Below are 20,905 nucleotides of genomic sequence, written 5' to 3'. Positions count from 1 at the left end.
GCCAAGTGACCGCCCAACGCCCCTGCTGTGCGACACTCGAGTTCGCTACCCAGTAAACTTGCCATTGGAAGCCTCCAAGTCCGCGCCTCGCGAACGCTGCCGTCCGTTTGCCAGGATGTTCTGCAGGATCTCGAGGCCGGATCTGAAATCGCCCGGGTCGAGCGCGTGAAACGGCAGACGCAGGAACAGCGTCCCGCTTCCCGGCTGCCCCTCGGATGGGAAGAACGCGGAGCCTGGTGTCATGATCACACCGGCCGTCGATGCACTGGCGATGAAAGCGGGCTCCGAAAGATCGGAATTCACGGTAATGCCGAGGAAGTAGCCACCCTGTGGCAGGCACATGCAGTCGCGGCCGAAGATCTCGGAGGCACCGCCGATCGCCGCCGCCCATTTCGGCCGGATCAGGTCGCACACCCGCACGATATTCCGTTCGACCAAGCCGGCGCGGAAGCACTCCGCTGCAATCGACTGGCAGATCGGGGCGGGCGACAGGTAGGTGTCGGTCGCCAGCTCGGCGAGTTGTCGCATGAGGGCCCCCGAGCCGATCGCGTAGCCGATCCGCAATCCGGGGCTCAGCGTCTTGCTCAGGGAGCCGATTGTGACGACACGGGCGCGTCCCGCAATATCCTTGAACAGCGGCTGGGCAACACCTTCGAAGCGCAGTTCGCGATAGGGCGTGTCCTCGATGACGAGAACGTCGAACTCGGCGGCCAAGTCCAAGATCTGCCGACGTTTGACAAGACTCGTGGTAATTCCGGCCGGATTCTGGAAGTCCGGGATCAGGTAGAGCGCTGCCGCTCGAAGGCGCTTCATCTGCTCAGCCAACATCGCAATGTCGATGCCGTCGCCCTGCAGGGGAACGCCGACTACCCGTGCGCCGTGCCGGCCGAAGATGCGTATCGAACGGTCATAGGTCGGTTGCTCGACCAAGACCGTGCTACGCTCGGGCTTGACGAGTATTGCGGCGAGTAGGTCGAGCACCTGGAGCGAGCCGTTTCCAATGAAGACCTCATCCGGGCTCACCCGGTTTGCCTCGCCGATGGCGGCGCGCAACACGCGGTCGCCGAGATATCCGTTCGAAGGCGCGTACTGGAAGAGCTGCTGCGGCGGCCGGTCGACGAGACTGCGCGCGATGACACCGAGCTCCTCCGAAGGAATTGCCTCAGATGGCGGCACGCCTCGCGTGAAATAGATGGGCGACGACGCGGGGTTTCGAAACAAACTGGCCGAACTACGCATAGCTATGTACCTCCATGGATCTGTAGCCGGACCAGAAGCGCGGCGAATACGCGGGACGCACGATCGACGCGTCGATGGCGTCAATACCCGGCAGATTCAACTGTTGAAGGGTGCCCCTGAGCTCGGCCGCAAGCAGCGCCAGCACAGCTGCCACACCCTGTTCGCCGGCCAGATGAAGGCCCCACAGATAGGGGCGGCCGATGCACACGGCGCGTGCACCTAGCGCAAGCGCCTTCACGACGTCGCTTCCGCAGCGGACGCCTCCGTCGAGTAGGAGCAGAAACTGGCCGGGTACCGCAGGCGCGATGTCGGCGAGGGCATTCAGCGTCCCGCTTGCCGCCTCGAGCTGACGTCCTCCGTGATTGGAGATGACGATGCCGTCAGCGCCGGTTTCGACGGCCCGCCGTGCATCGTCCGGATGCAGAACGCCCTTGAGCAGGATCGGGATCCGCGTCAGGCGGCGCAGCCACTCGACATCCTTCCAGGTCAGCGGCAATCGGGCGATCCTCGCATGGCCCGCGCCCGGTTTGCCTTCGACACCGATGCTGCGCATGATGCCGAAGTCGACGAATGCCGGCGTCACGAATCCTGCGCGTTCGGTGCCGAGGCGGCGCGCGGCAAAATGTGCATCCATGGTGACGACGAGAGCTTCTGCACCATGCTGCTCCGCCATCCTGACGAGGCGTTCGACATGTTCGCGCGATTGGTAGGCGTAAAGCTGGAGCCACCAGGCGCCGCCGGCGGCCGCGGCAATCTGGTCCATCCCGAAATGGCTGTCGGTGCTGACGACCATGAGTGTTCCGGCGGCTCTGGCAGCGCGCGCGCAGGCGAGCTCGGCGTCTTCATGAAAGAGGCGTTGCGGACTGGTCGGCGCCAGCAACACGGGCATCGTTAGGATGCGGCCGAAAAGCCTGCGGCTGGTTGCCGGCGAGGAGCAATCCTCCGTCGCTATGCGCGGCACGAGGCTGACCTGGCCAAAAGCATCGCTATTGGCGCGGACCGCGCCACCGTTGCCCGCGCCGCCGGCTAGGTACGCCCAGTACTGCGGCGCCATTAATGCCTCCGCCGCTCGTTCGAAATCCGCCACTTCGAGCGCCCGCGCGATATCCATGGCCGTTACTCCGCAGCGGCTGCAAACCGGGGGACGATCTTGGCGTTCGGCCCCTGGTCGTGCGCCACCCGCAAATCGAGAATGCTTTCAGCCCCGGCGCAGTAGCGAACGAGGCGTTCGAGGCCGAAGCCGAGGCCGCCGGTCTGGATGGCAGTGCGACGTTTCCAGTCGGCGTAGTGCGGATGCGGTTCCTCACCGAGAGTGCGCGCCTGGGCGAGAATCGCGTCCGCGGAGTCCGGACGCAGACCACCGGTTGCGACCTCGCCATATCCGTGCGGCAGGATCAGATCGTAGGTGGCAAACAGCCCGTTCGGAGTCCGGAGATACAATGAGTCCCGAACACCCTCCGGATACTCGGTCAGCCAGAACGGTGCATCGGCCGCATTGGACAATGCGGTCTCCTCGGAATGGGTGAGATCGCCGGCCGCATGAGGATTGCTTGCGCCTCCGACATGTTGGACCCGCTGTCGCGCCGCGGCGAACGGCAGTCGCTCATATGGCACCCGGCCGAGCTGGGCGATCCGGCGCTCGGCTTCCTCCGGCAATTCGCCGCGGGCGCGGCGCCGTGCCAACAGATCCGTGGAGAAATCCTGCAGCAGGGTCTCGATGGCGGTGTAGACATCATCGGCATCAGTCGTCTTCCACTCGATCTCGACCTGGAAGAAGCTGTAAAGATGCCGCCGGGAAATGTCCTCACCGGCCATCAACAGGCGAACGCAAGGCGCCACGCAGTACACGCGATCAAGGTATTCCAGCGACAGCTGCTTCTCGACGCAATGGCTAACCGGGAGATAGTAGAACTCCGCGCCTCGGACGACGACGCCGTCAGGACCCTTGGACACCTGCGGCCGTGTTCGGTCGCCAAGGACCGCGATGCTGTGCCTCGCTCCGGGTTCGTAACGGTCGGACAGGATGGCGGGAAGGATCTCGTCGAACTTGCCGCGGCTGAGCGAGTGACGCAGCGAAGCGAGCACGTCCGCGGTCCACGTGTAGGCAGCATCAAATTCGGTCGACATCATCTAGCTCCATGGTTGGGATGTTGCGGAAAGAGCGGAGGCGTCGGCCTCGAGGCAACCGGCATGGCTCAGGGCTGCATGCAGCGCTGCGCGAGCCGCCGAAGCGACGTCGCGGCGGAGAAACGGGCTGGAATCAAGCATGCGCCGCGACAGCGCATGGACATATCGAAGCAAGGGCGCAGGATCGAGCCGCTCCGCCGCTTGATCCAGAGCAACCCCGAGCAGGTCGAGTTCGATCGCAAGTTCGGCAGGATCGTCGCCGCCAGCCTTCTTGTGGATTTGAATCCCTGGCGGCCCGTCTACCCGTCCGGTCAAGGCGCTTACGATCGACATGCAGGCCGCGACGTCGCTCTGAATGCGCTGCAGGCTGATCCGTACGTGATCCAGACGCGGCACGCGACCAACAATGAAGGCGAGCGCGAGATCCGCCTCGCGCTCGAGCGTGCGGCTGCCCGCATCGTCGGCGCGACGTGCGATGGATCGAATGGCAAGCAACACGTCATCCGGCGTGACCACGCCGGCGTTGCTTGCCTTCATGGCGCCATTTTCGACATCGACCGGTGCAACCGCAATGAGCCCAGCGTCGTCGCGCCGGCCTGCCCCCACGGTGAGAGGTCTGGAAGGAGAGTTGCCGCTCGAGCCTACGTCGAGCGGGACCAGGCGTCGCACCGCGCGGCCGACATGCAGAACGCGCCAATCGTGCAACGTCCTGACGTCGCTCCATGCTGGAGGGACGGTGTGCACCGCGGACGAGGTGACCGCGAAGGCGGCGGCGTCGCCCGGTAGAACTGACGAGCTCAGCAACCATTCATCGTCCGGTCGGACATAGACGCAGGTTGGCGCTGCAATCGCGCCGGCGATCCAGTGCTGCCGGGTCAGCCAGCCATGCATTTCGCGGCACAATTGTCTCGACCGCTCTGGGGTGGTGGCGACAGGCTGTATGCGGATCGCGCGGCAGCCAAGGGGTGATCGCGCAGCAACACCGACGGCCAACGGGAGATCGAAGCGCGCCGCCACGTGCGCGGCCAGTGCCCTTTGGATCGGACCTCTCCTGTTCGCGAGCGGACTTTGAGCCGTCATGGCATCAAGCCCTCCGGTCCGCGGAAGACGAACGAGACATCGGCGATGGAGGAACAGCCGAGGAGCATGAACAGGAAACGATCGATGCCCACGCCAAAGCCGCCATGTGGCGGGCAGCCGTGCCGGAACATCGTCAGGTAGAACGGAGCCAGATAGCGGGCTCGCGTTTCCTCGTCGATGCCAGCAGTCTCGATTTGCGTCGCTAGATTGCCGAAGCGATGCTCGCGCTGACATCCCGAGGTGATCTCCACGCCGCGCCAGAGCAGATCGAAGCTGCGGCTCGCCTTGCGCGAGCCATCGTCGCGCATCGTGTAGAAAGGCCGGTCGTCCGCCGGATAATCGGTGATAAACACGAAGTCGGAGCCAGTACGCTGGCTCAGCTTCTTGCAAATGATTTGCTCGTCCTGAGGCGACAGTCGATCGGTGCGGAGCGCGAGTGAACCGTTGCGCGCTATCGACAGCGCCTCTTCGAACGAGATGCGCGGAATCGGCGCATCGATGCGGCTCACCGGTATTTCGAACTGGCGCTCGATATCGTGACCATGGAGCCGCGCGAGTTCCTCCAGTAGTCCGCAAAGCAGGCTCTCCTCGACGTCCATCAGGTCGTGATGCGAGGAGATCCAGGACAGTTCGACGTCGAGACAGGAAAATTCGGCCGCGTGCCGGTTTGTCTGCGACGGCTCTGCGCGGAAGACCGGACCGATCTCGAACACGCGGCCAAACCCGGCAGCCATCGCCATTTGCATGTAGAACTGGGGGGACTGCACGAGGCAGGCGGGTTCTCCGAAAAAACTGAGATTGAACACAGCCGCTCCCGACTCGCTTCCAGCGGCGGTGATCTTCGGTGTTTGGATCTCGCGATACCCCTGCTCTAGCAGCGTCCCGCGCAGCACATTGAGCAGCGTGGTTCGGACCGCGCAAATAAGTTGCTCACGCGGTTCACGCATCGTCAGGAACCGCATTGCGGGAGACCTAGCTGATGCTTCGCGGAGCGCGCATGGCTCGGCTACGGTGAGCACCGCAATACCTAACGCCTCGAGTTCGATCTCCTCGCCGCGCCCGGCCTTAATGATGCCGTTGACACGAATCGCGCTGTTGCGGGTCAGTGAGTGGACTTCTTCCAGCAAATCCTGTCGCTTGCATACGATCTGGATCGCGCCGGTACGGTCGCGGAGCGACAGGAAGGTGACCTTCGGGTATCGCCTAATATCCGCGAGAAAGCCGTGGAGGGTAACAGTCTCTCCAACGAGTGCCCGGCAGCCCGCAATCTCGAGCGGGTGCGGCGCTTCCACATATGGCGTCCTCGACTTTACTCTCGGGACAGACATCCTCGTCGACTCCACAGCCAGTGGCGAACTACGTCGATGTTGGCACGCCCAGCGGGACTCGAACCCGCATCTACGGTTTACAAGACCGTGGCTCTTGGAGACTTGGCGTCGAAATAGGCTTCGAGTCTTCCAGCATTGCGCCGCGCCAGCTGCGAGTTCCCTCAACGATGACTTCGATACCCAGCTAGCATGGGTGGGGCCCAGTCATCGAAAGCTGGCCAAATTGTTGAAGCGACCCGAATGTTCTTGCCTCGTCTCGTTTCCATTGAGCTATGGGCGTATAGTTCCAGAGCATTGATCTTCGCGGCGAAACTTCCGCAACTGGTGGAGTTCGCCTTTGTTAGGCGATAACGGTGCAACCTTGGCGCGGTGATGCACCGTTCGACTTGTTCTTGAGTCGATCCATCGGCGCTCGGATCGATCTCGTCTGTTGCGCCTTGGCCTGTCGATAACGGCTGATCGATCGGCCGCGGCTAAGATGACTAGCGACGAATCGCAGCTGTCACAGCTTCCGATGTCAGGGCTTCGGACACGCGGGTCGGCAACATGCCCGCCAGTGTGTTTGACATCTCTGTAGCGAGTGTCAGAGCCAGCTCAGGCAGCTTGGCCATTGTGGCCAACGCCTGTGTCAGCGCCTGTGTCAACGCCTGTGTGAAGCCCTGTGTCATGGATTGTGTAACGCTGGCTGTAACGCTCTGTGTCACGGACGCTGTCTGCAAGACGGATGTCAAAGCCAGTGTCGCGCTCTTTGTCGCCGAGGCTGTCACGTCTCTTGTGACGGCTTCTGTCATCACTTGTGTGACGGACTTGGCGGAAAGAATATCAATCGCACTCTTGATCGCTTCTGCCATCTTATTCACCTCCTTTCGTTACAAAGTCTTGCAACGGGCAAATACCGACATTCCGGTATCTCATTCGCAAGCGTGGGCAGGATATCGTGGACTTGATTCGATGCCGTTTCAGATATGTTTCTGGCGCGCTGAAAATCGAACATTCATCGTCTCGCGATTCATCTGTGCATACGCCGCGTATCGCGCGGCGAAATTCGCCGGCTCACCACCTGCGCTTTCTCAAATGGATCGAGCCGGCGCTCGCGACCCGGACGATGATGCCGGATCAATCAAAACCGAGCGCGATCGCTCGAACACGATTGGCGATCCGGACTCTTCAATCACCTCAGCTCAAAACCGTAACTGCAATCCTCAAAAAATTCTGCGTCATTCGAAAGACAGCTAGTACGAAATGAAGGCAACCAAGATACACGCGAAATGCGTGATGCTCAATCTAAAATTGCCATGTCGCCATTCAGGTCCTGACCAAGCCGGGTTGGATCGGCCGCAAGAAGGCCTGCAGCGCAGCGGTGTGGGGGGAGAAGCGCGGTTTCCGGACAACGATAATCGAAAGCAGATTCGTCGAGGGCACGAAACGTTCGACCGAAGAGTCGGGCTTGGCGTCGGAGTGGACAACTGGCGGCGCGGCACGCCGCGGCGGGTTCGAACTTCAACCTCGTGCTCGATGCCGGCCTCGGCGCCACGCCTTCGGAGATTTTCGACATTCGCATCCACGGCTTTCCGGGGACGCGCTCGCCGAAGCAGGCGTGGCCCGAACCCGACTCCCGACCGGAAATGCCTCTCGACCCGCCCCTTCAGGAGCTCGTCGATGCTGGTCGCATCGATCGATGCGCCGCCGTCACCATCGCCGGCCGCAGCCTTGCAGTGCCTTCGACCGCGGCCGCCGCGGCCGCGATCCAGGTGGCACAGGCTTGCCAGGCCGTGCGCGACGGCGGCTTCTTCGATCTGGCCGATGTGACGCTGGTCAATTGTCGTCGTGCGACAGGCCGTCGGCACGCGTTGGCCAGGCCGGGAATCCTGCCTTTCCTGCAGGCCAGGAGCGAATACTGATCGCATGGCGGTGACGGAAATACATCGATGCAGCGCGAGGCTTCGAATGCGGGAGTGCGGCGTGCCGCGAAGCGATGTTTTCGTTCAGCCCGCCGGCGGCACGAACTCGGCCGGGACGCGTCCTGCGGGCACCGAGGCCAAGACCGCGCCGGAGCCGGAGGAACACCAGAAAGTTGGAGGGGTCGCTCAGGGTGTCGGTCGACTTCCTTGGCGAGGATTCCGAGAGGATCGCCGAGATCCTGAAGGGTGCGAGCGCGAAGACCGTTCGGACGAAGTGAGCCGAGCCAGGCCAGACTGTCCCAAGCCGCTCTTTCAGGCGCAGTCTCGCTGCCCCGGCCGTGCGTCTGGGTTGGCGATCAGAGCAGGGTCGACACGAGCACAGTCCAGTGGTACAAGCGTCGCACTTGGCGCAGAGGCAAGTGGCTGTTTTTGCTGCAGTTTGACGGATCGTCCCCCAATCCTTTCCTGGGCACCATCGCTCCGCGATGTTGTTGGTTTCGCTGAAGTCCTTGTTATTCAAGGGTGATCGACCGTCTCAACTGGTACACAGAGACGGTACACAATGCTTCTGCGAATGGCCTCTCCGAACTGCCGCGACGGCTCATCCGTTCATTACCTCCGAAAGCGCGTTCCCGCTGATCTGATCGACAAGGCGGTCGGCTTGGTGCTGCGCGTCCCCGTGGGGAATGAGAAATGCGGCGGTGCAGGTCGGCCGCACCGCTACAATCAAGGTGTCGCTACGGACCCACGATCCTCGGGAAGCCAAAGCGAGGCAAGCCAAGGCGCTCAGTGGGGCTGCGCAAGAGCACGCAAAGACTGCTGCGGCAAAGCGGTGGCTTCCTTGGCTGTGCGCTTACGGCGGCGCTCGGATTGGCGAGATGGCACAGCTCCGGCGCGAGACGTTCGCCGCGAGGGTGATCACTGGGTGGCGACGATCACGCCAGAGGCTGGCCCGGTGAAGAACAAGGAGGCGCGGGAGGTGCCGCTGCATCCCCATCTCATCGAGTTGGGCTTCATCGAGTTCGTTACGTCGTCGGCCAAAGGCTATCTATTCCTGACTGTCGCCAAGAATGCGGAAGTGCAGGGTAAGCTGCGGGCATTGAAGAACCGGCTCGGGGAGTTCGTGCGGGGTATCGTCTCCGATAAGCGTGTCGCACCGAACCACGGCTGGCGGCATCGCTTCAGCACAAAGAGCCGAAAGCATGGACTGGATCAGGAAAAGCGACGCATGATCACCGACCACGCTGGCGAGCGTGTAGACGAGCGAGTATACGGCGATCCCGCAGGTCTGTACGCCGAGGTTTGCAAGCTGCGGCGCTACCAAATAGCCCAAGAATCGCGCATTCTTGACGCGGCTGAGTAAACGCCCGAAGTGATCAAGTCATGAGTTCGGTGGACAACCAGAACACGTCCGCCAATTCCCTTGTATGCCCGCCCAAGTTGCGATCTGCTCCCGTTCCCGTGCGATTGTAGCTCGTCATTTTGAGGTAATTTGCGATGGATATCGACCTTCCCGGCGTGGGCTGCGGTTTCGACGATCTTCCGCTCGGCGGGTTCTTCATGGCGAGGCGCAGTGAACCAGTCTTCGGGATGTGCGTCACTGACGGCCACACCAAGAGCGCGATCGTATTCTCCTCTGAAAAGCACGGCCGACCCGTATCGCTCGCGGTCGGTGGCTTGCCGAATGACCTGATCGTCAGCTTCCCTCGGGCCGTGATGAGAGGCGATCTCTCCAGCATAGCAGACAACCAGTCTGTCCCTGGAGCAATCATCAGTGCTGCCGGCGAGTTCTACATGCGTGCTTACCTGAACTTGGGCGACTACTACACTTTCAATGTTCGTAGCGGCGCGTTGGAGAGGCCGCCAGCGCATGCGAGAGCCCTTGTGTTTGCCGGCTGGCGTGTAGGCTTTTTGACGGACGGCAAGTTCGATCCGATTTTCACCTTTCCATTCCAGCCGAGAAACTGACCGATGACTGAGAAGAAGCCACAGATACCGACACCGTCACCCGCACAGAGGAACCACACCTCCGAAACGATCAAGAAGAACTTCGTTCCGCAAACCGGACGTGAAGTGCAGGGCAACCACATTCCGACTACTAACGAGAGGCCAAGCACACCGCCGCCGAGCCCGAAGAAGAAGTGATCACTTCTTTCGGCGTCTGAAGTCAATCATCATGATCTGATCGGCGGGGATGTAGGTCACCTCATCTCCCCACTCCTTGTCGATCAGTCCGGTGCATGGCTCGAAGTCCTCGTCGCTTGGGCTCTTGATGTGGGTGACGTACATTAGAACGTCGCCCTTAGCGCCGAGAACGCACGGTCCGTTCGGACACTCGGTGAAGGCGTTCAGGTCCTCGCATTTGACCCAAGAGCCATCCTTGAGTTTGACCGAAAGTTGCGTAGCGTAGGTCTTTGCTCTGAAGAGCGCCATCCAAGCGCTCGGAAGATCGTCCGAAAGACTAACCTGCGATCTTCGCAATAGGCGCTCGAACGTTGCTCTGCCGAATAGGCTCCACGACGCCCCGATCACGAGAGCGGCCCCAAAGGCGAAGACCGAAGCCGCCAACAGGTCGGCACCGTATCGTCTGCGGCAGACCGCATACGCGAACGCCGAGAAGAACCCGAATACGAGGGTCGAAAAGGCCACGTCGATGGGTTTGTGGTGATCCCTCACGCCTACATTGGCGATGTAGTACGCAGCATACCCGCTTGCGAGGGTTACAAGTGTCGCCCACGGCAAGTTCACCAGCTTCACTACATCATCCATGGCCCCCCCCTCATGCACCGACGCGGAAAACACTGATCTGGCCTGAAAAGTACTATAGCCGCAGACCGGCCGGTCACCCAGCCCAGCTCGTGAGAGCAGCCTCAGCCGATGCAGGATCAGCTTTGATACGATAGATCGCCTGACGGCTCAGTCCGGTGCTCCTTGCAATCTCTCCAATCCGTGCGCTCCGGCTGAGTATGTCCGAAACAAGGCTCAGTTGATCGCGCGTGTAGCTGGGCTTGCGCCCCCGGTACTTCGTCTCACCTGCTGTCGCCTTCGCGAGGGCGATGCCGCCGCGTTGTGCCTCTTTGATGGCCTCGGCATTGGCCTGTGCATGCCTCAACCGTCCGAAAATTTGCTATCTAGACACCTGATGCGGGATTTCTCGACCGTCGCATCATCTCGTTCGTAAAACAGGAGGAGATAGAGGATATTCTTGCCGATTTCCGCGATTAGCTACTTCCGTTCGTCGACATCGACATAGAAAATTGGAAAGACAATTATTCTTCGCGCGAGACCCCGGGCGACTACTTTGAACCGTTCAGGAGCGCACTGTCGGCGTTCAAAACCGCAATGGCGGACGACCTGGACGTGGTTTCCCGCGTCGAGCGCGTTCTTGCAGCCGTCGACGAGGCGATCACTACTCTCGAGACCCGGGGATCGGAAGAACCCGATTACGGCGACTATTACAATCGAAGCAGCGGAGAAGTCGCGACTCCAAGTTCTCGTTCGATCTTCGATGATGTCGACACTTAGAACGGCATCAAGGTCACGCCGAATTGGTGAAGTCGTTGTCGCGCTTCCGTTCAACCTTCCGAGCCTCGCCGCCCGCGAAAAGTACGCGGCGTGTGTCAGCTTTAAGACGTCGTATCGCCATGGCCTTCTGAAGGATCGGTTCCTTAGTCCCGCCCTTCACACGGTCATGACAGGCCCGTCTTCTAACCACGAGGCAGCTCTTATGGGTTGATGTTTCGATGCGTCGTTCGACCGTTGCGAGGCCGCACGCATCGACGAGGTCGACCTTGTTGACGAGAATGATGTCGGCGAAGGCAAGTTGTTCCTGCGCTTCCGGCGCGAGCGCGGCACTTAGAGGCAGGCATTCACACACAGGCGTTTGTCGGCCGCACTGCGTCCGGGACCGCTCTCCTTGCAAAAGGAGCCACCCCCCGCCACTGCGCATTCGTCAGCTCGTGTCGCTTCGCCATGCCGGCGGCGATCGTGCCCGGCGCGTGCTCTGATCCAGCACGATGTCCAGATGGTGGTCCTTGCGCCGGCTCAGGGCGGTCTCGCTCATGCTCGCTCCATACGTCGCATCGGGCGACGGCGCTGCGTCGGATCGGACAGACGGCAGCGCGCGCATGCCGCCGCCTGCCGGCGTTCAGGCCGGCGCACACTGGCCTTCCCCCGCAGCGTCGCTGCGGTAGCGGCCGGTCGAGGTCTGGTAGTATTGTGCGCGGATGGCCGCCATGGCCTCGATCAACGATCCCCACGGCGCGGGAAAGCGTTCTTCCGCCATCACCCGGTGCAGCATGCGCGTATGACCGGCCAGCTCGTCGTTGAGGAACTCCATCACTGGCATAGCCGGATAGCGCTGCGGTAGCAGGTTCGCCGCGTTGCCAGCCTCGCCGGCCGACCTGTCCTTGTCGCGTCCATGCAGATCGTTCTGCAGGCGCCCTATCGCGCAGATGAGCCGCAGGACCTGGCGAAACGCCGGACGCGCGCGCAAGGTCGCCATGTCCAACCCCCACAGCAACGACAGGCAACAGAGCACGTTCGCGTAGCCGATCGAATCAATACCGTTGTGGAGGTACTCGGCGTAGGACCAGCGTTCCGGCCCTGCCGCCTGCGCGCGTCCGGCGCGCAGCGCCGCGCAGTAGGAGCGGGTATCGTCGAGAAGCTGAGCATAGTCGCGACGATCGTAGGCGAGCGCGGCGAGCGAAGCGCGCAGCACAGCGCAGCCCTCGAATCCGGGTCGCGCGCACGGCCCGCCCTGCCCCAGTGCCTGCTCCACCGCGGCGAGCTGCTGCGGCGCGATCAGGCCGAGGTCGTTGCAATCGTCAAGCCAGAACAAAAGCGCCAGCTCGCGATAGAACGTCACGATCAGCGTTTCGTCCTGCGGATCGCGGCCGGTGCGGGCGCTGGTGTCGCGCAGGCCCGACTGGATGCGCTGCAGGATGTACTGGCCACCCCTGACCGCTTCCACGGCGTGCTCGTCGGCGAACCCGGTCAGGGAACGGCCCCACTCCAGCACCTGCTGCAGCGCGCGTTCGGTCTTCATCATGGCGCCGCTCCTGCTCCTTCGGCGAGGACGCGCCGCTCCCAACGAAGCGCCAGCCACAAGCCGGCGAGTTCGGCCACGCGCACGATCCGGGTGGGGCAATACAGTTCCTTGCCGATCCACAGCGGCGCCTGCGGCAATGCATGCGCCGCGTGGCGGGCGAGCATCCACTCCAGCGCACGCGCCACCGCCTGCGCGATGCGCCGGCGGCCTGTCGGCTCTTCGCTCCCGTCCATCACATTCAACGCGAACAGCGCATAGGCGGTTTCCTCGAATGTGGACGCGCGACCGGCGCCCCAGCCGCCGTCGACGCGCTGCGCCTGCAGCAGCGTCGCCAGCGCGCGCTCGTCGCGCCACTGGGGCTTGCCTTGCGCCAGCGCAGCGACCGCATGCGCGGTGGGATACAGCCACGAAACGTGCCATTTTTCGTTGTCCCATAGACCGTGCGGATTGCGATTGGCCTCGACATAGGCGCTGGTGCCCGCGGCGGGCTTTCCCAACAGTCGCAACGCATGCAGGGCATGGATGTTGGTCGACACCGAGGCATTGCGCTCGCCGGGGAAGGTGACGAACAGCTCGCCGATTTCGAAATGGCGCAAGGCATCGACCGCCGGGTCGCGGCCTGCAAGGCGCAGGACGCACAACGCAACGGCGGTGTCGTCCGCATCGGCCGCGAAGTGCAAGGCCGGGCCGAGACCGCGCACGCCCAGGCGGGCGTCGAGCTGCGCGACGATCACGCGCACCGCCTCGGCGAGCGCGGGATGCGCGAACAGCCCGGCCAGATGCAGGGTGTACAGCGACCAGCATGGCTCGAACACATTGATCGGCCAGACATTGGGAACGACACCCTCGATGCCGCTGCGCGTCGCCCGCGATGCCGCCTGCAGATAGGCGTCGGCGCGCCCGACCTGCGGCGTACTCCCCTGTGCCACGGCGCGCGCACGCCACGCTGCAGTGGCCGCCGGACTGATGCCGATGCTGCCGTCCTCATCCGGGCATGCGGTGCGGGGCGACGTCCCCCATGCTTCCCAGGAGTGCAGCAACGGATGGCCGCTCGGCAACCTCGCCTCCGCCCCAAGCTTGGCGAGGCGCGCTTGCCGCAACGGCAACAGCGCAGAGTGGCGCGGAAACGCCTGGCCGCCCCGCAAGGATGAGGCCTCGCCGCAAAACTGCGGCAGGATCAGCTCCGCGCCGATTGGCGCATCTTCCGGCACCGCATGCGCGTAGGGATCGGGCTGGCGCTGGAGGAACCAGGTTGCAGCCTTAACCGCGTCGGCGGCGCCGGGAAGAGGATCGGCACGTTGCAATGCCAGCAACGCCGCCCACGTGGGCGCATGGCGGAACAGCGGGAAGTCCGCGCTTCCCCATCCGCCGTCATCCTGTTGCTGCGCGATAAGCCACGCGTATGCATCCTGCCGATCGGCGACGTTGCCGTGGAACCGCAGCGCTCGCGCCGTATCGTAGACGGATGGACCGACCCTGCCGCCATCGCTCATTTCGCTCAGCAGGCGGCGCAATTCCGAAAGGGTCTGTTCGGACAGCGCGTTCACGCGGGATGTTCCTTCTGCAAACGGTTGACGAGAGCCGGGATCGGGCAGACGCCGCGCATGTCGCCGCAGGGCCCTCGCATAGGCAGCGCCGGACGGCCGCCCTGCTCCGGCGCGGCGAGGCGCCCGATGCTGGCACCGGTCCGCCGCATAGGCTTGCGCGCAGCGCGCCGCGTGGGCCCGGAGGGCCATGCTGGGCAACCGCTTCGATCGGCGCGGCGGACTCGGACACAGTGCAGCATGCACCGCTGCCGCCAGCCGATCGCCGCGGCACAGGGGCGTCTCCATGCGGACGGGCGCGCTCATGTGCATGGCGCGTGCTTGAACAGATACGCCTGGGCCCGCTGTAAGATTTGCGCCAACCGTTCCGCACCCGGCCCCAGCGGCGCGATGGCCTCCCCGGCATCGCGCAACAGATCCAGCGCGAACTGGCGTGCGGCCTTAACTCCCATGATCGACGCGCAGGTCGGCTTCTGCGCCGCCGCGTCCTTGCCGGGGGTCTTGCCCAGCGTCGCGGTATCCGCTGTCACGTCGAGAATGTCGTCGATCACCTGCAAGGCCAGGCCGAAACAGGCGCTGTAGCGATCGAGCGCACAGTACAGCGCAGCGTGCGCGGCATCTTCCACGACAGCGCATAGCGCGCCCATGCGAACGGACGCGCGCACGAGCGCTCCGCTCTTCATCCGGTGCATCGCCACGATCCTGTCCAGCTCGACGTGCTTTCCAACCAGCGACAGATCCATGGCCTGCCCGCCTGCCGCACCCTCGGCGGACACCGCCTGCGCCAGTTCGCGCACGAGCGCGATACGGTTGTCGCCCGGCGCATCCAGGCTCGCCAGGGTCAGGAAGGCGTGCGCCTGCAGCGCATCGCCGACCAGGATCGCAGTAGCTTCGCCGAACTTGACGTGCACGGTCGGAAGGCCGCGGCGAAGCACGTCGTCGTCCATCGCGGGCAGATCGTCGTGGACCAGGGTACAGGCGTGCATCATCTCGATGGCGGCGCCGACGTCGTCGAGCATCTGCGCCGGCGCGTCGGCCAGTGCGCCGGCAGCCAGACAGAGCAAGGCGCGGGTGCGCTTGCCGCCATGCAAGGTGGCGTAGCGCATCGCCGTCATCAGTTCGGTCTCACCACCATGTTCGGCGCAGAGAAGACGCGCCAGCACCTGTTCGACCCGCTTTGCGCCGTCCTGCATCCAGATTTCGGGCAGCAGCCCGGTGGATGCGCCGCGCGCCTGCGCGCCCAATCCGCCGAGCGCGGAATCACCAGTTCTGTCGTCCTGTGGCGTCGAACCGGTCGGCATCATGTCCTTGTGCCTGACAGGCGAGCCGCCGCGGTGTTGTCGGCGTCACACCGCGCACGCCGAGTGCAGCAATGCCGCGCATCGCCGGCACCGCTGCCTCGCCACAGGGGCATGCGATGCCAGCTCATGAGAATCCGATGCGAACGGTCATGGATGGATGTGCGGTCGGGTAATAGCGCCGGCCTTTTTCGGCGTCGCTCAGCAACCGCGGCCGCGCCCCGGCCTCGTGCATGGTCAGCGCCAAGGCGATGCAGAACTGCACCAGTTCCAGCCATGCCAGGTGGTAGCCGATGCACAGGTGTGGGCCGGCACCGAACTGCAGCATGTCCACCGGCCGGATCGGCTCGGTGCGTTGCAGCCATCGCGCCAGGCGAAACTGATCAGGCTCATCGTGCAGCAGCGCCGAGGTCGAGAAATGCAGAATCGGGATGCACAGATCGGTGCCCGCGGGAATGCGCCGTTGGCCGAGTTGCAATTCACGTACTGCACGACGCACCAGGAGCGGCGTCGCCGGATGCACGCGCAGCGTCTCGCGGAACAGCGCCTCGGCGACCGGATACTGCGCCAGGTCCGCGTGCCGGGTCGGCACCGTGCCCACGCGTTGCGCCTCCTCCACCAGGGCGTCCCACAGAAGAGGCTGCCGCGCCAGCTCGATCACCATCCAGGCCATCGTCGAGGCGGTGGTGTCGTGACCACCAAGCAACAGCAAGCGGATATTGGCGACCAGGACGTCGTCGGAGAGCGCATCGTCGCTGCGATCGAAGGCACTCACCATGTCGGTGATCAATCCGGTGCGCGCGGCATGTTCGCGCGCGTCGCGGACGAACTCACGCAACCGCGCATCGATCCAGTCGCGGGCGGCGCGGCCGCGCCGCAAGGGCAGTCCGGGCAGGTCGACCGGCGGCGCGACGATCAACTGCAGCAGTTGCCGGTACTTGCGACGCCATCCCGGCAGATCCTGCGCAGTGATTCCCATGAGGCTGAAGATGAGCTTGAGCATCAGATCGCCGGTTTCGCGCAGGATGGTTACGTCGCCGCGGTCGCGCCACCTCTGCACCCGCGCCTGGATGACAGGTGCGAGCAGCTCGCCGATGCCGGCCTGGGTCAGCCCCGTGGGCAGGAATGGCGCCTGGATCGCATCGCGCGCCTGCCGGTGCGCGCCGCCGTCCTGGGCGACCAACGTTCCGCCAAACAATTCGGGAGCGATGTCTTCGATCAGCGCCGAGGACACGTCCTTGTGCCGGAGTACTGCGAACGCATCCGGATCCAGACAGGTCATCAGCTGTCCGGCAGGGCCGAAATCCAGCCAGAAGTGGGTGCCCAGCGTCCGTTCCGCGCGCCGCAGCAGGCGCGGCAGGTCGCAGACGATGGCGGGAAGATGCCCGACCAGCGGGAAAGCGCCGGGCACGACCGGGATGTCGTGCCGCAGCCGATGCCGACGGTTCAGCGGGTTGAGCAGCATGTCCATCAGCAGCGCGGCGAGGCGGCCGCTTCGGCGGTCTCGCCGGAAGGCCGCGCGGCGCGGCTGTTGCCACCGTCGGCGTATGTCGGCACATGTGCCAGCATGCCGCCGTCGATGCACACGACCTGGCCGGTGATGAACGCAGCATCGTCGGAGAGCAGGAACGCCACCAGCGCGGATACGTCCTCGGGGCGGCCGACGCGCGGCAGGAGCTGGTGCCGGCGCAGATGCCGTTGCATGCACTCGTCCAGCTTGGCGAGGAGACGCTCGGTCATGATGAGACCCGGCGCAACCGCGTTGCAGCGGATCTGCGCATGACCGTACTGGGTGGCGAGCGAGGTCGATAGCATGTTCATCGCCGCCTTCGACGCGGCGTAGGACGTCTGCGCAGTGTCACCGCTAAGCCCCTGGCACGACGACATGTTGACGATCGCGCCACCGCCGCGGGCGATCATGCGTGGGATGGCCTGCCGGCAGCAGAGCAACGTGCCGCGCAGATTGGTCGCCATGGTCTGATCCCAGACCGCCAGATCCAGGTCGAGGATTGCGCGGTCGCGCGGGGTCAGATGCATGGCGCTCGCGTTGTTCACCAATAGGTCGACCCCACCGAAGTGCCGCTCCGCCCTCTCGAACAGCGCTGCCACCGCCTGCGCATCAGCGATGTCGATGGCGAGAGCCAGCGCGTGGCCCGCTTCGGTCGCAATCTGCGCGGTGCAGGCGGTGGCCGCCGAGCCATCGATGTCGGCGACCACAACTCTGCCGCCCTCGCGCGCGATGGCGAGGGCGCATGCCTTGCCGATGCCGGCGCCGGCGCCGGTCACCACGGCCACCTTGCCTTCAAATCGTCCCATCATGTCCTTCCAGATTGCGTTGGTCTCTCGCGGCATGCCGCTCGGCCTTCGTCGGAGAAGGCGCATTGTTGGCGCTGGCGCGCTCGTCATCGCCAGCATCGCTTTCGATGACCCGAATGGCGGCGACCGGGCACTGGCTGGCTGCGAGCCGCACGGCGGCGTGCAGCGCCTGCGGGACTGTCGCCCCGCGCACTTCGGCCACGCCGTCCGATTCGCGCTGGCGAAAGGTGCCCGGCAGCGTCAGCACGCACTGCCCGCTGGTTCCGCACAGATCCTGGTCGACCATGACGCGCATCTCAGCCCCCTGCGCACGCAGCCGCACCGGCAGCGCGCGGAACGTCCTAAGGAACGCGGAGGGCTCCCGCGTCGGCTGCTCGGCCAATGCCAGCGTGGGGAAGCGCGCCTGAATTTGCGGCAAGCTCTCGGCCAACTGCACCCGGGCCAGTTGCGCACCGAGGCAGAAGTGGATGCCGTGGCCGAAGCTCAGCATGATCTTCCCGTCGGTCGACATGCCAGGACTGGTGCCGTAGAACCGCGCGGGATCGAAGCGGTCGGGATCGGCGAAAGCGTCCGGGTCACGATTGCCGGACGCGATCAGCACGCGCACGTCCGCGTTCTTCGGGATCACCACGCCGCCCAGTTCGATGTCGCGCTGGGCGATACGCGGAATGGAGCTGAACATGGCGGGCGCGTCGCAGCGCAGGACTTCTTCGACGAACGCCTTCACCCCCACGGCGTCTCCCTGCAGCCAGTGTCGCTGTTCGGGATACGCCAGCATCGCCAGGACCGCATGGTCGATGGTCGCAGCAGTGGTGGCGAAGCCGCCCAGCAGCATGCCCCACAACATGCTGATCAACTCCGCATCCGACAGCATGTCGGCATCATCGTCGTGTGTGCCGACCAGCATCGACACGATGTCGTGGCGGGGATCGGTGCGCTTGTGCTGTATGAGGCCGCCGAAGTAGGCCTTCACCCTGGCACTGGCCGCGTCCGCCGCGGCGAGCTGGGGATCGCTGGCGTGCGGGCTCAGGCCTTCCAGAATGGCGCCGATGCCGGCGGCGAGGGCGAACATGTCGTCCTGGGGCATGCCGAACAGTTCGGCGAAGACCAGCATGGGCAAGGCCAGCGCGAATTCCCGATGCAGGTCCACTGCCTCCCCGCGCTCCAGCGCGGGCGCCATGCCATCCAGGCGCGCTGAGACGATGCGCGCGATGCTCGGCCGCAGGTTGTCGATCTGGCCCATGGTGAAATCGCGTGAGATCAGCCGGCGCAGACGCGTATGCGTCGGTGGGTCCTGCATCGCTAGCGTGGAGGCCAGCAGATTGAGCGACAGGCTGGTCGCCGCACGCGGGAAATAGCGCGCCAGTTCGCCCGGCGCCGGTCCCCGAAACGCATCGCCCGTTGCCTTGAGCGCCCAGTAGATGTCGGCGTGGCGGCTCAACAGAAAGAGGCCCGACGCCGCGCGATGCACCGGATCGTGCTCGCGCAACCACCGCATGAATGGATAGGGGTCCTGGATGCGCGCCGGCGACGCCAGTTCGGCGAAGGCGTCGGCGCATGCTGCCGTGGTTTCTTGCACGTCCATCTTGGTTATCTGTTGGCTGGCTGGTCTGACCGGCGCACGGCAGGCGCGCCGGCAAATCGCTGAGAAGATCGCGATCCCCGGCGGCGTCCGCGCATCACCAGAGCACCGGGAGCTCCTCGAACCCGCCAGTGATGATCTCCTTGCGCAACTTCAGTTCTTCGGGCGCCACGGCCAGGCGCAGCGCGGGAAAGCGCTGGAAGATCGAACCGAACACCGCCTTGAGTTCCAGCCTGGCCAGCGCCCCGCCGATACAGGAGTGCGGCCCGTAGGAGAACGCCAGATGCGGCTTTTCTTCGCGGCCGATGTCGAACATTTCCGGGTCGTCGAAATGGCGCGGATCGAACGACGTTGCCGGCAGGCCGACCAGCACCTTGCTCTCCGCGGGAATATGCACGCCCGCGATGGTCACGTCGGTCCTCGGATAGCGCATGATGCCGTCCCAGCCCGCGCCCGGCGGGTACATGCGCAGGATTTCCTCCACCGCCTTATCCGCCAGGGATGGATCGCCGACCAGGCGTTCGCGCTCTTGCGGATGGCGGAACATGGCCAGCAGGCCGAATTCGATTTGCGCGACGGTGCTCTCGTGCCCCGCCACCAGCATGCCCGCCGCCAGGCCGATCGCTTCTTCCTCGGTTGCCTTGCCCTGGTCGACCGCCGTGAGCAGATCCGTCAGCAGGTCGTCGCCCGGATCCTGGCGCTTGTCCCGCATCTTGCCGCGAATGTAGGCGCGCAGTTCGTCCCAGGCCAAGCGCGACGCGCTGCGCGGGCCGCTTTCATGCTGATGCGTCATCACCTCGTCGGATAGCCGGGCGAAAAAGGCGTGATCCTCGTAGAGCACGCCCATCAGCGCGCTGATGACCATGGCCGGAAGCGGAAACGAGACGTGGCGCTTTAGGTCGGCGGGCTGGCGCTGGTCCGCCAGGTTCTCGAACAATTGCGCGGCGATCGCTTCGACATGCTGCGCCAGCAGCTTTACCCTGCGGTTGCTGAAGGCCGGCGCCACGATCGTGCGTAACCGGACATGCTCGTCCCCCTCGTGCGAGACCAGCCACCCCGGCGAGCCGAGAATCACCGAATCCGGGGTGAATGCCGCCGGCGGCATTCCCGCCGGCCGGAACGCCGCGTCGGATAGCGCCGCCTTGGCTTCGTCGTAGCCTGTCACCCACCAGCCTTCGTGCCCGGACGGGAAACGCACGCGATGGATCGGACCGTTGGCGCGTAGCGCCAACATCTCGGGCGAGGGCTCGATGTGATCGACGCGCCACATCGGCAGCGTCGGCAAGGGTTGTTCGGACACGGTGGCACTTCACTCTCTAAGCGGTCGAAGGGCGGAAGGTGACCGGCAGGCGCTACGGGCAGCGGCTTCACGTGCAGTTGCCTTCACTCTGTTCATCGATGATGATCGGCGGGGAAGGCGGCCGGACCCTAGGACCTCAA

General features: G+C 64.3%; 21 protein-coding genes and 1 tRNA gene. 5 read left to right on the top strand and 17 right to left on the bottom strand.

The features are described 5' to 3' along the window. Window positions 1–45 precede the first annotated feature (45 nt). The 7 genes from P6U25_RS09455 to P6U25_RS09425 form a co-directional block, all read right to left on the bottom strand. Window positions 46–1,053 carry a PLP-dependent aminotransferase family protein gene (locus tag P6U25_RS09455; RefSeq protein WP_280990706.1) on the bottom strand — a complete coding sequence of 336 codons (1,008 nt, stop codon included), beginning with the start codon at window positions 1,051–1,053 and terminating at the stop codon, window positions 46–48. 178 nt (window positions 1,054–1,231) lie between these two features. Continuing rightward, window positions 1,232–2,350, bottom strand: a complete 1,119-nt coding sequence (locus P6U25_RS09450; protein WP_280973330.1) for an alpha-hydroxy acid oxidase — start codon at window positions 2,348–2,350, stop codon at window positions 1,232–1,234. Window positions 2,351–2,355: 5 nt separating this feature from the next. Then, window positions 2,356–3,366, bottom strand: coding sequence for an amino acid--tRNA ligase-related protein (locus P6U25_RS09445; RefSeq protein WP_280973331.1), 1,011 nt, complete (start codon window positions 3,364–3,366; stop codon window positions 2,356–2,358). A 3-nt stretch (window positions 3,367–3,369) separates the two neighbouring features. After that, the gene (locus P6U25_RS09440) at window positions 3,370–4,383 is read right to left on the bottom strand and encodes a hypothetical protein (protein WP_280973332.1); all 1,014 of its coding nucleotides are present in this window, start codon (window positions 4,381–4,383) and stop codon (window positions 3,370–3,372) included. 59 nt (window positions 4,384–4,442) lie between these two features. After that, window positions 4,443–5,738, bottom strand: coding sequence for an aspartate--tRNA(Asn) ligase (gene aspS / locus P6U25_RS09435; RefSeq protein WP_280973334.1), 1,296 nt, complete (start codon window positions 5,736–5,738; stop codon window positions 4,443–4,445). A 76-nt stretch (window positions 5,739–5,814) separates the two neighbouring features. Then, window positions 5,815–5,883, bottom strand: a tRNA-Thr gene (locus tag P6U25_RS09430). A gap of 373 nt (window positions 5,884–6,256) precedes the next feature. Continuing rightward, a complete protein-coding gene (locus P6U25_RS09425; RefSeq protein WP_280973335.1) occupies window positions 6,257–6,625 on the bottom strand; it encodes a hypothetical protein in 369 nt (122 codons plus the stop codon). A gap of 100 nt (window positions 6,626–6,725) precedes the next feature. On the opposite strand from P6U25_RS09425, the gene P6U25_RS09420 reads away from it, so the two are divergent. The 4 genes from P6U25_RS09420 (at window position 6,726) to P6U25_RS09405 (ending at window position 9,643) form a co-directional block, all read left to right on the top strand. Further along, window positions 6,726–7,010: a hypothetical protein gene (locus P6U25_RS09420; RefSeq protein ID WP_280973336.1), complete on the top strand. Its 285-nt coding sequence runs from the start codon at window positions 6,726–6,728 to the stop codon at window positions 7,008–7,010. A 272-nt stretch (window positions 7,011–7,282) separates the two neighbouring features. Further along, window positions 7,283–7,675 carry a hypothetical protein gene (locus tag P6U25_RS09415; RefSeq protein ID WP_407151085.1) on the top strand — a complete coding sequence of 131 codons (393 nt, stop codon included), beginning with the start codon at window positions 7,283–7,285 and terminating at the stop codon, window positions 7,673–7,675. Between the two features lie 925 nt (window positions 7,676–8,600). Then, window positions 8,601–9,038, top strand: a complete 438-nt coding sequence (locus P6U25_RS09410) for a hypothetical protein (protein WP_407151084.1) — start codon at window positions 8,601–8,603, stop codon at window positions 9,036–9,038. Window positions 9,039–9,172: 134 nt separating this feature from the next. Next, window positions 9,173–9,643 carry a hypothetical protein gene (locus P6U25_RS09405; protein WP_280973339.1) on the top strand — a complete coding sequence of 157 codons (471 nt, stop codon included), beginning with the start codon at window positions 9,173–9,175 and terminating at the stop codon, window positions 9,641–9,643. Between the two features lie 177 nt (window positions 9,644–9,820). Here the strand turns inward: P6U25_RS09405 and P6U25_RS09400 are convergent, their stop codons facing one another. Then, window positions 9,821–10,444, bottom strand: coding sequence for a hypothetical protein (locus P6U25_RS09400; protein ID WP_280973341.1), 624 nt, complete (start codon window positions 10,442–10,444; stop codon window positions 9,821–9,823). A 73-nt stretch (window positions 10,445–10,517) separates the two neighbouring features. Next, window positions 10,518–10,787: a helix-turn-helix domain-containing protein gene (locus P6U25_RS09395; RefSeq protein WP_280973342.1), complete on the bottom strand. Its 270-nt coding sequence runs from the start codon at window positions 10,785–10,787 to the stop codon at window positions 10,518–10,520. 230 nt (window positions 10,788–11,017) lie between these two features. Between P6U25_RS09395 and P6U25_RS09390 the strand changes: the two genes are divergently transcribed. Further along, window positions 11,018–11,200 carry a hypothetical protein gene (locus P6U25_RS09390; RefSeq protein ID WP_280973343.1) on the top strand — a complete coding sequence of 61 codons (183 nt, stop codon included), beginning with the start codon at window positions 11,018–11,020 and terminating at the stop codon, window positions 11,198–11,200. 13 nt (window positions 11,201–11,213) lie between these two features. Here P6U25_RS09390 and P6U25_RS09385 read toward each other — a convergent pair whose 3' ends face one another. The 8 genes from P6U25_RS09385 to P6U25_RS09350 all read right to left on the bottom strand — a co-directional run bounded on the left by P6U25_RS09385 (window position 11,214) and on the right by P6U25_RS09350 (window position 20,765). Continuing rightward, complete coding sequence (locus tag P6U25_RS09385) at window positions 11,214–11,552, bottom strand: GTP-binding protein (protein WP_407151083.1); 339 nt, start codon at window positions 11,550–11,552, stop codon at window positions 11,214–11,216. A 270-nt stretch (window positions 11,553–11,822) separates the two neighbouring features. Further along, window positions 11,823–12,725 carry a terpene synthase family protein gene (locus P6U25_RS09380; RefSeq protein ID WP_280973344.1) on the bottom strand — a complete coding sequence of 301 codons (903 nt, stop codon included), beginning with the start codon at window positions 12,723–12,725 and terminating at the stop codon, window positions 11,823–11,825. Then, window positions 12,722–14,272 (bottom strand): hypothetical protein, encoded by a 1,551-nt coding sequence (locus P6U25_RS09375; protein WP_407151082.1) that lies wholly within the window; start codon window positions 14,270–14,272, stop codon window positions 12,722–12,724. Before P6U25_RS09375 ends, P6U25_RS09380 begins: the two co-directional genes overlap by 4 nt. Window positions 14,273–14,571: 299 nt before the next feature. Then, entirely contained in the window at window positions 14,572–15,570 is a 999-nt protein-coding gene (locus P6U25_RS09370; protein ID WP_407152475.1) for a polyprenyl synthetase family protein, read from the bottom strand. A gap of 124 nt (window positions 15,571–15,694) precedes the next feature. Further along, window positions 15,695–17,038 (bottom strand): cytochrome P450, encoded by a 1,344-nt coding sequence (locus tag P6U25_RS09365; protein WP_280973346.1) that lies wholly within the window; start codon window positions 17,036–17,038, stop codon window positions 15,695–15,697. Then, window positions 17,038–17,883, bottom strand: a complete 846-nt coding sequence (locus tag P6U25_RS09360) for an SDR family oxidoreductase (RefSeq protein ID WP_407151081.1) — start codon at window positions 17,881–17,883, stop codon at window positions 17,038–17,040. The genes P6U25_RS09365 and P6U25_RS09360 overlap by 1 nt, the downstream gene beginning before the upstream one ends. Beyond that, entirely contained in the window at window positions 17,870–19,468 is a 1,599-nt protein-coding gene (locus P6U25_RS09355) for a cytochrome P450 (protein ID WP_407151080.1), read from the bottom strand. The genes P6U25_RS09360 and P6U25_RS09355 overlap by 14 nt, the downstream gene beginning before the upstream one ends. Before the next feature lie 94 nt (window positions 19,469–19,562). Further along, complete coding sequence (locus P6U25_RS09350) at window positions 19,563–20,765, bottom strand: cytochrome P450 (RefSeq protein WP_407151079.1); 1,203 nt, start codon at window positions 20,763–20,765, stop codon at window positions 19,563–19,565. Window positions 20,766–20,905 lie beyond the last annotated feature (140 nt).

The organism is Bradyrhizobium sp. ORS 86 (assembly GCF_045571475.1).
Classification (GTDB): Bacteria; Pseudomonadota; Alphaproteobacteria; order Rhizobiales; family Xanthobacteraceae; genus Bradyrhizobium.
Note: the sequence above shows the minus strand (reverse complement) of the source record. Positions and strands in the feature narration are given on the sequence as shown.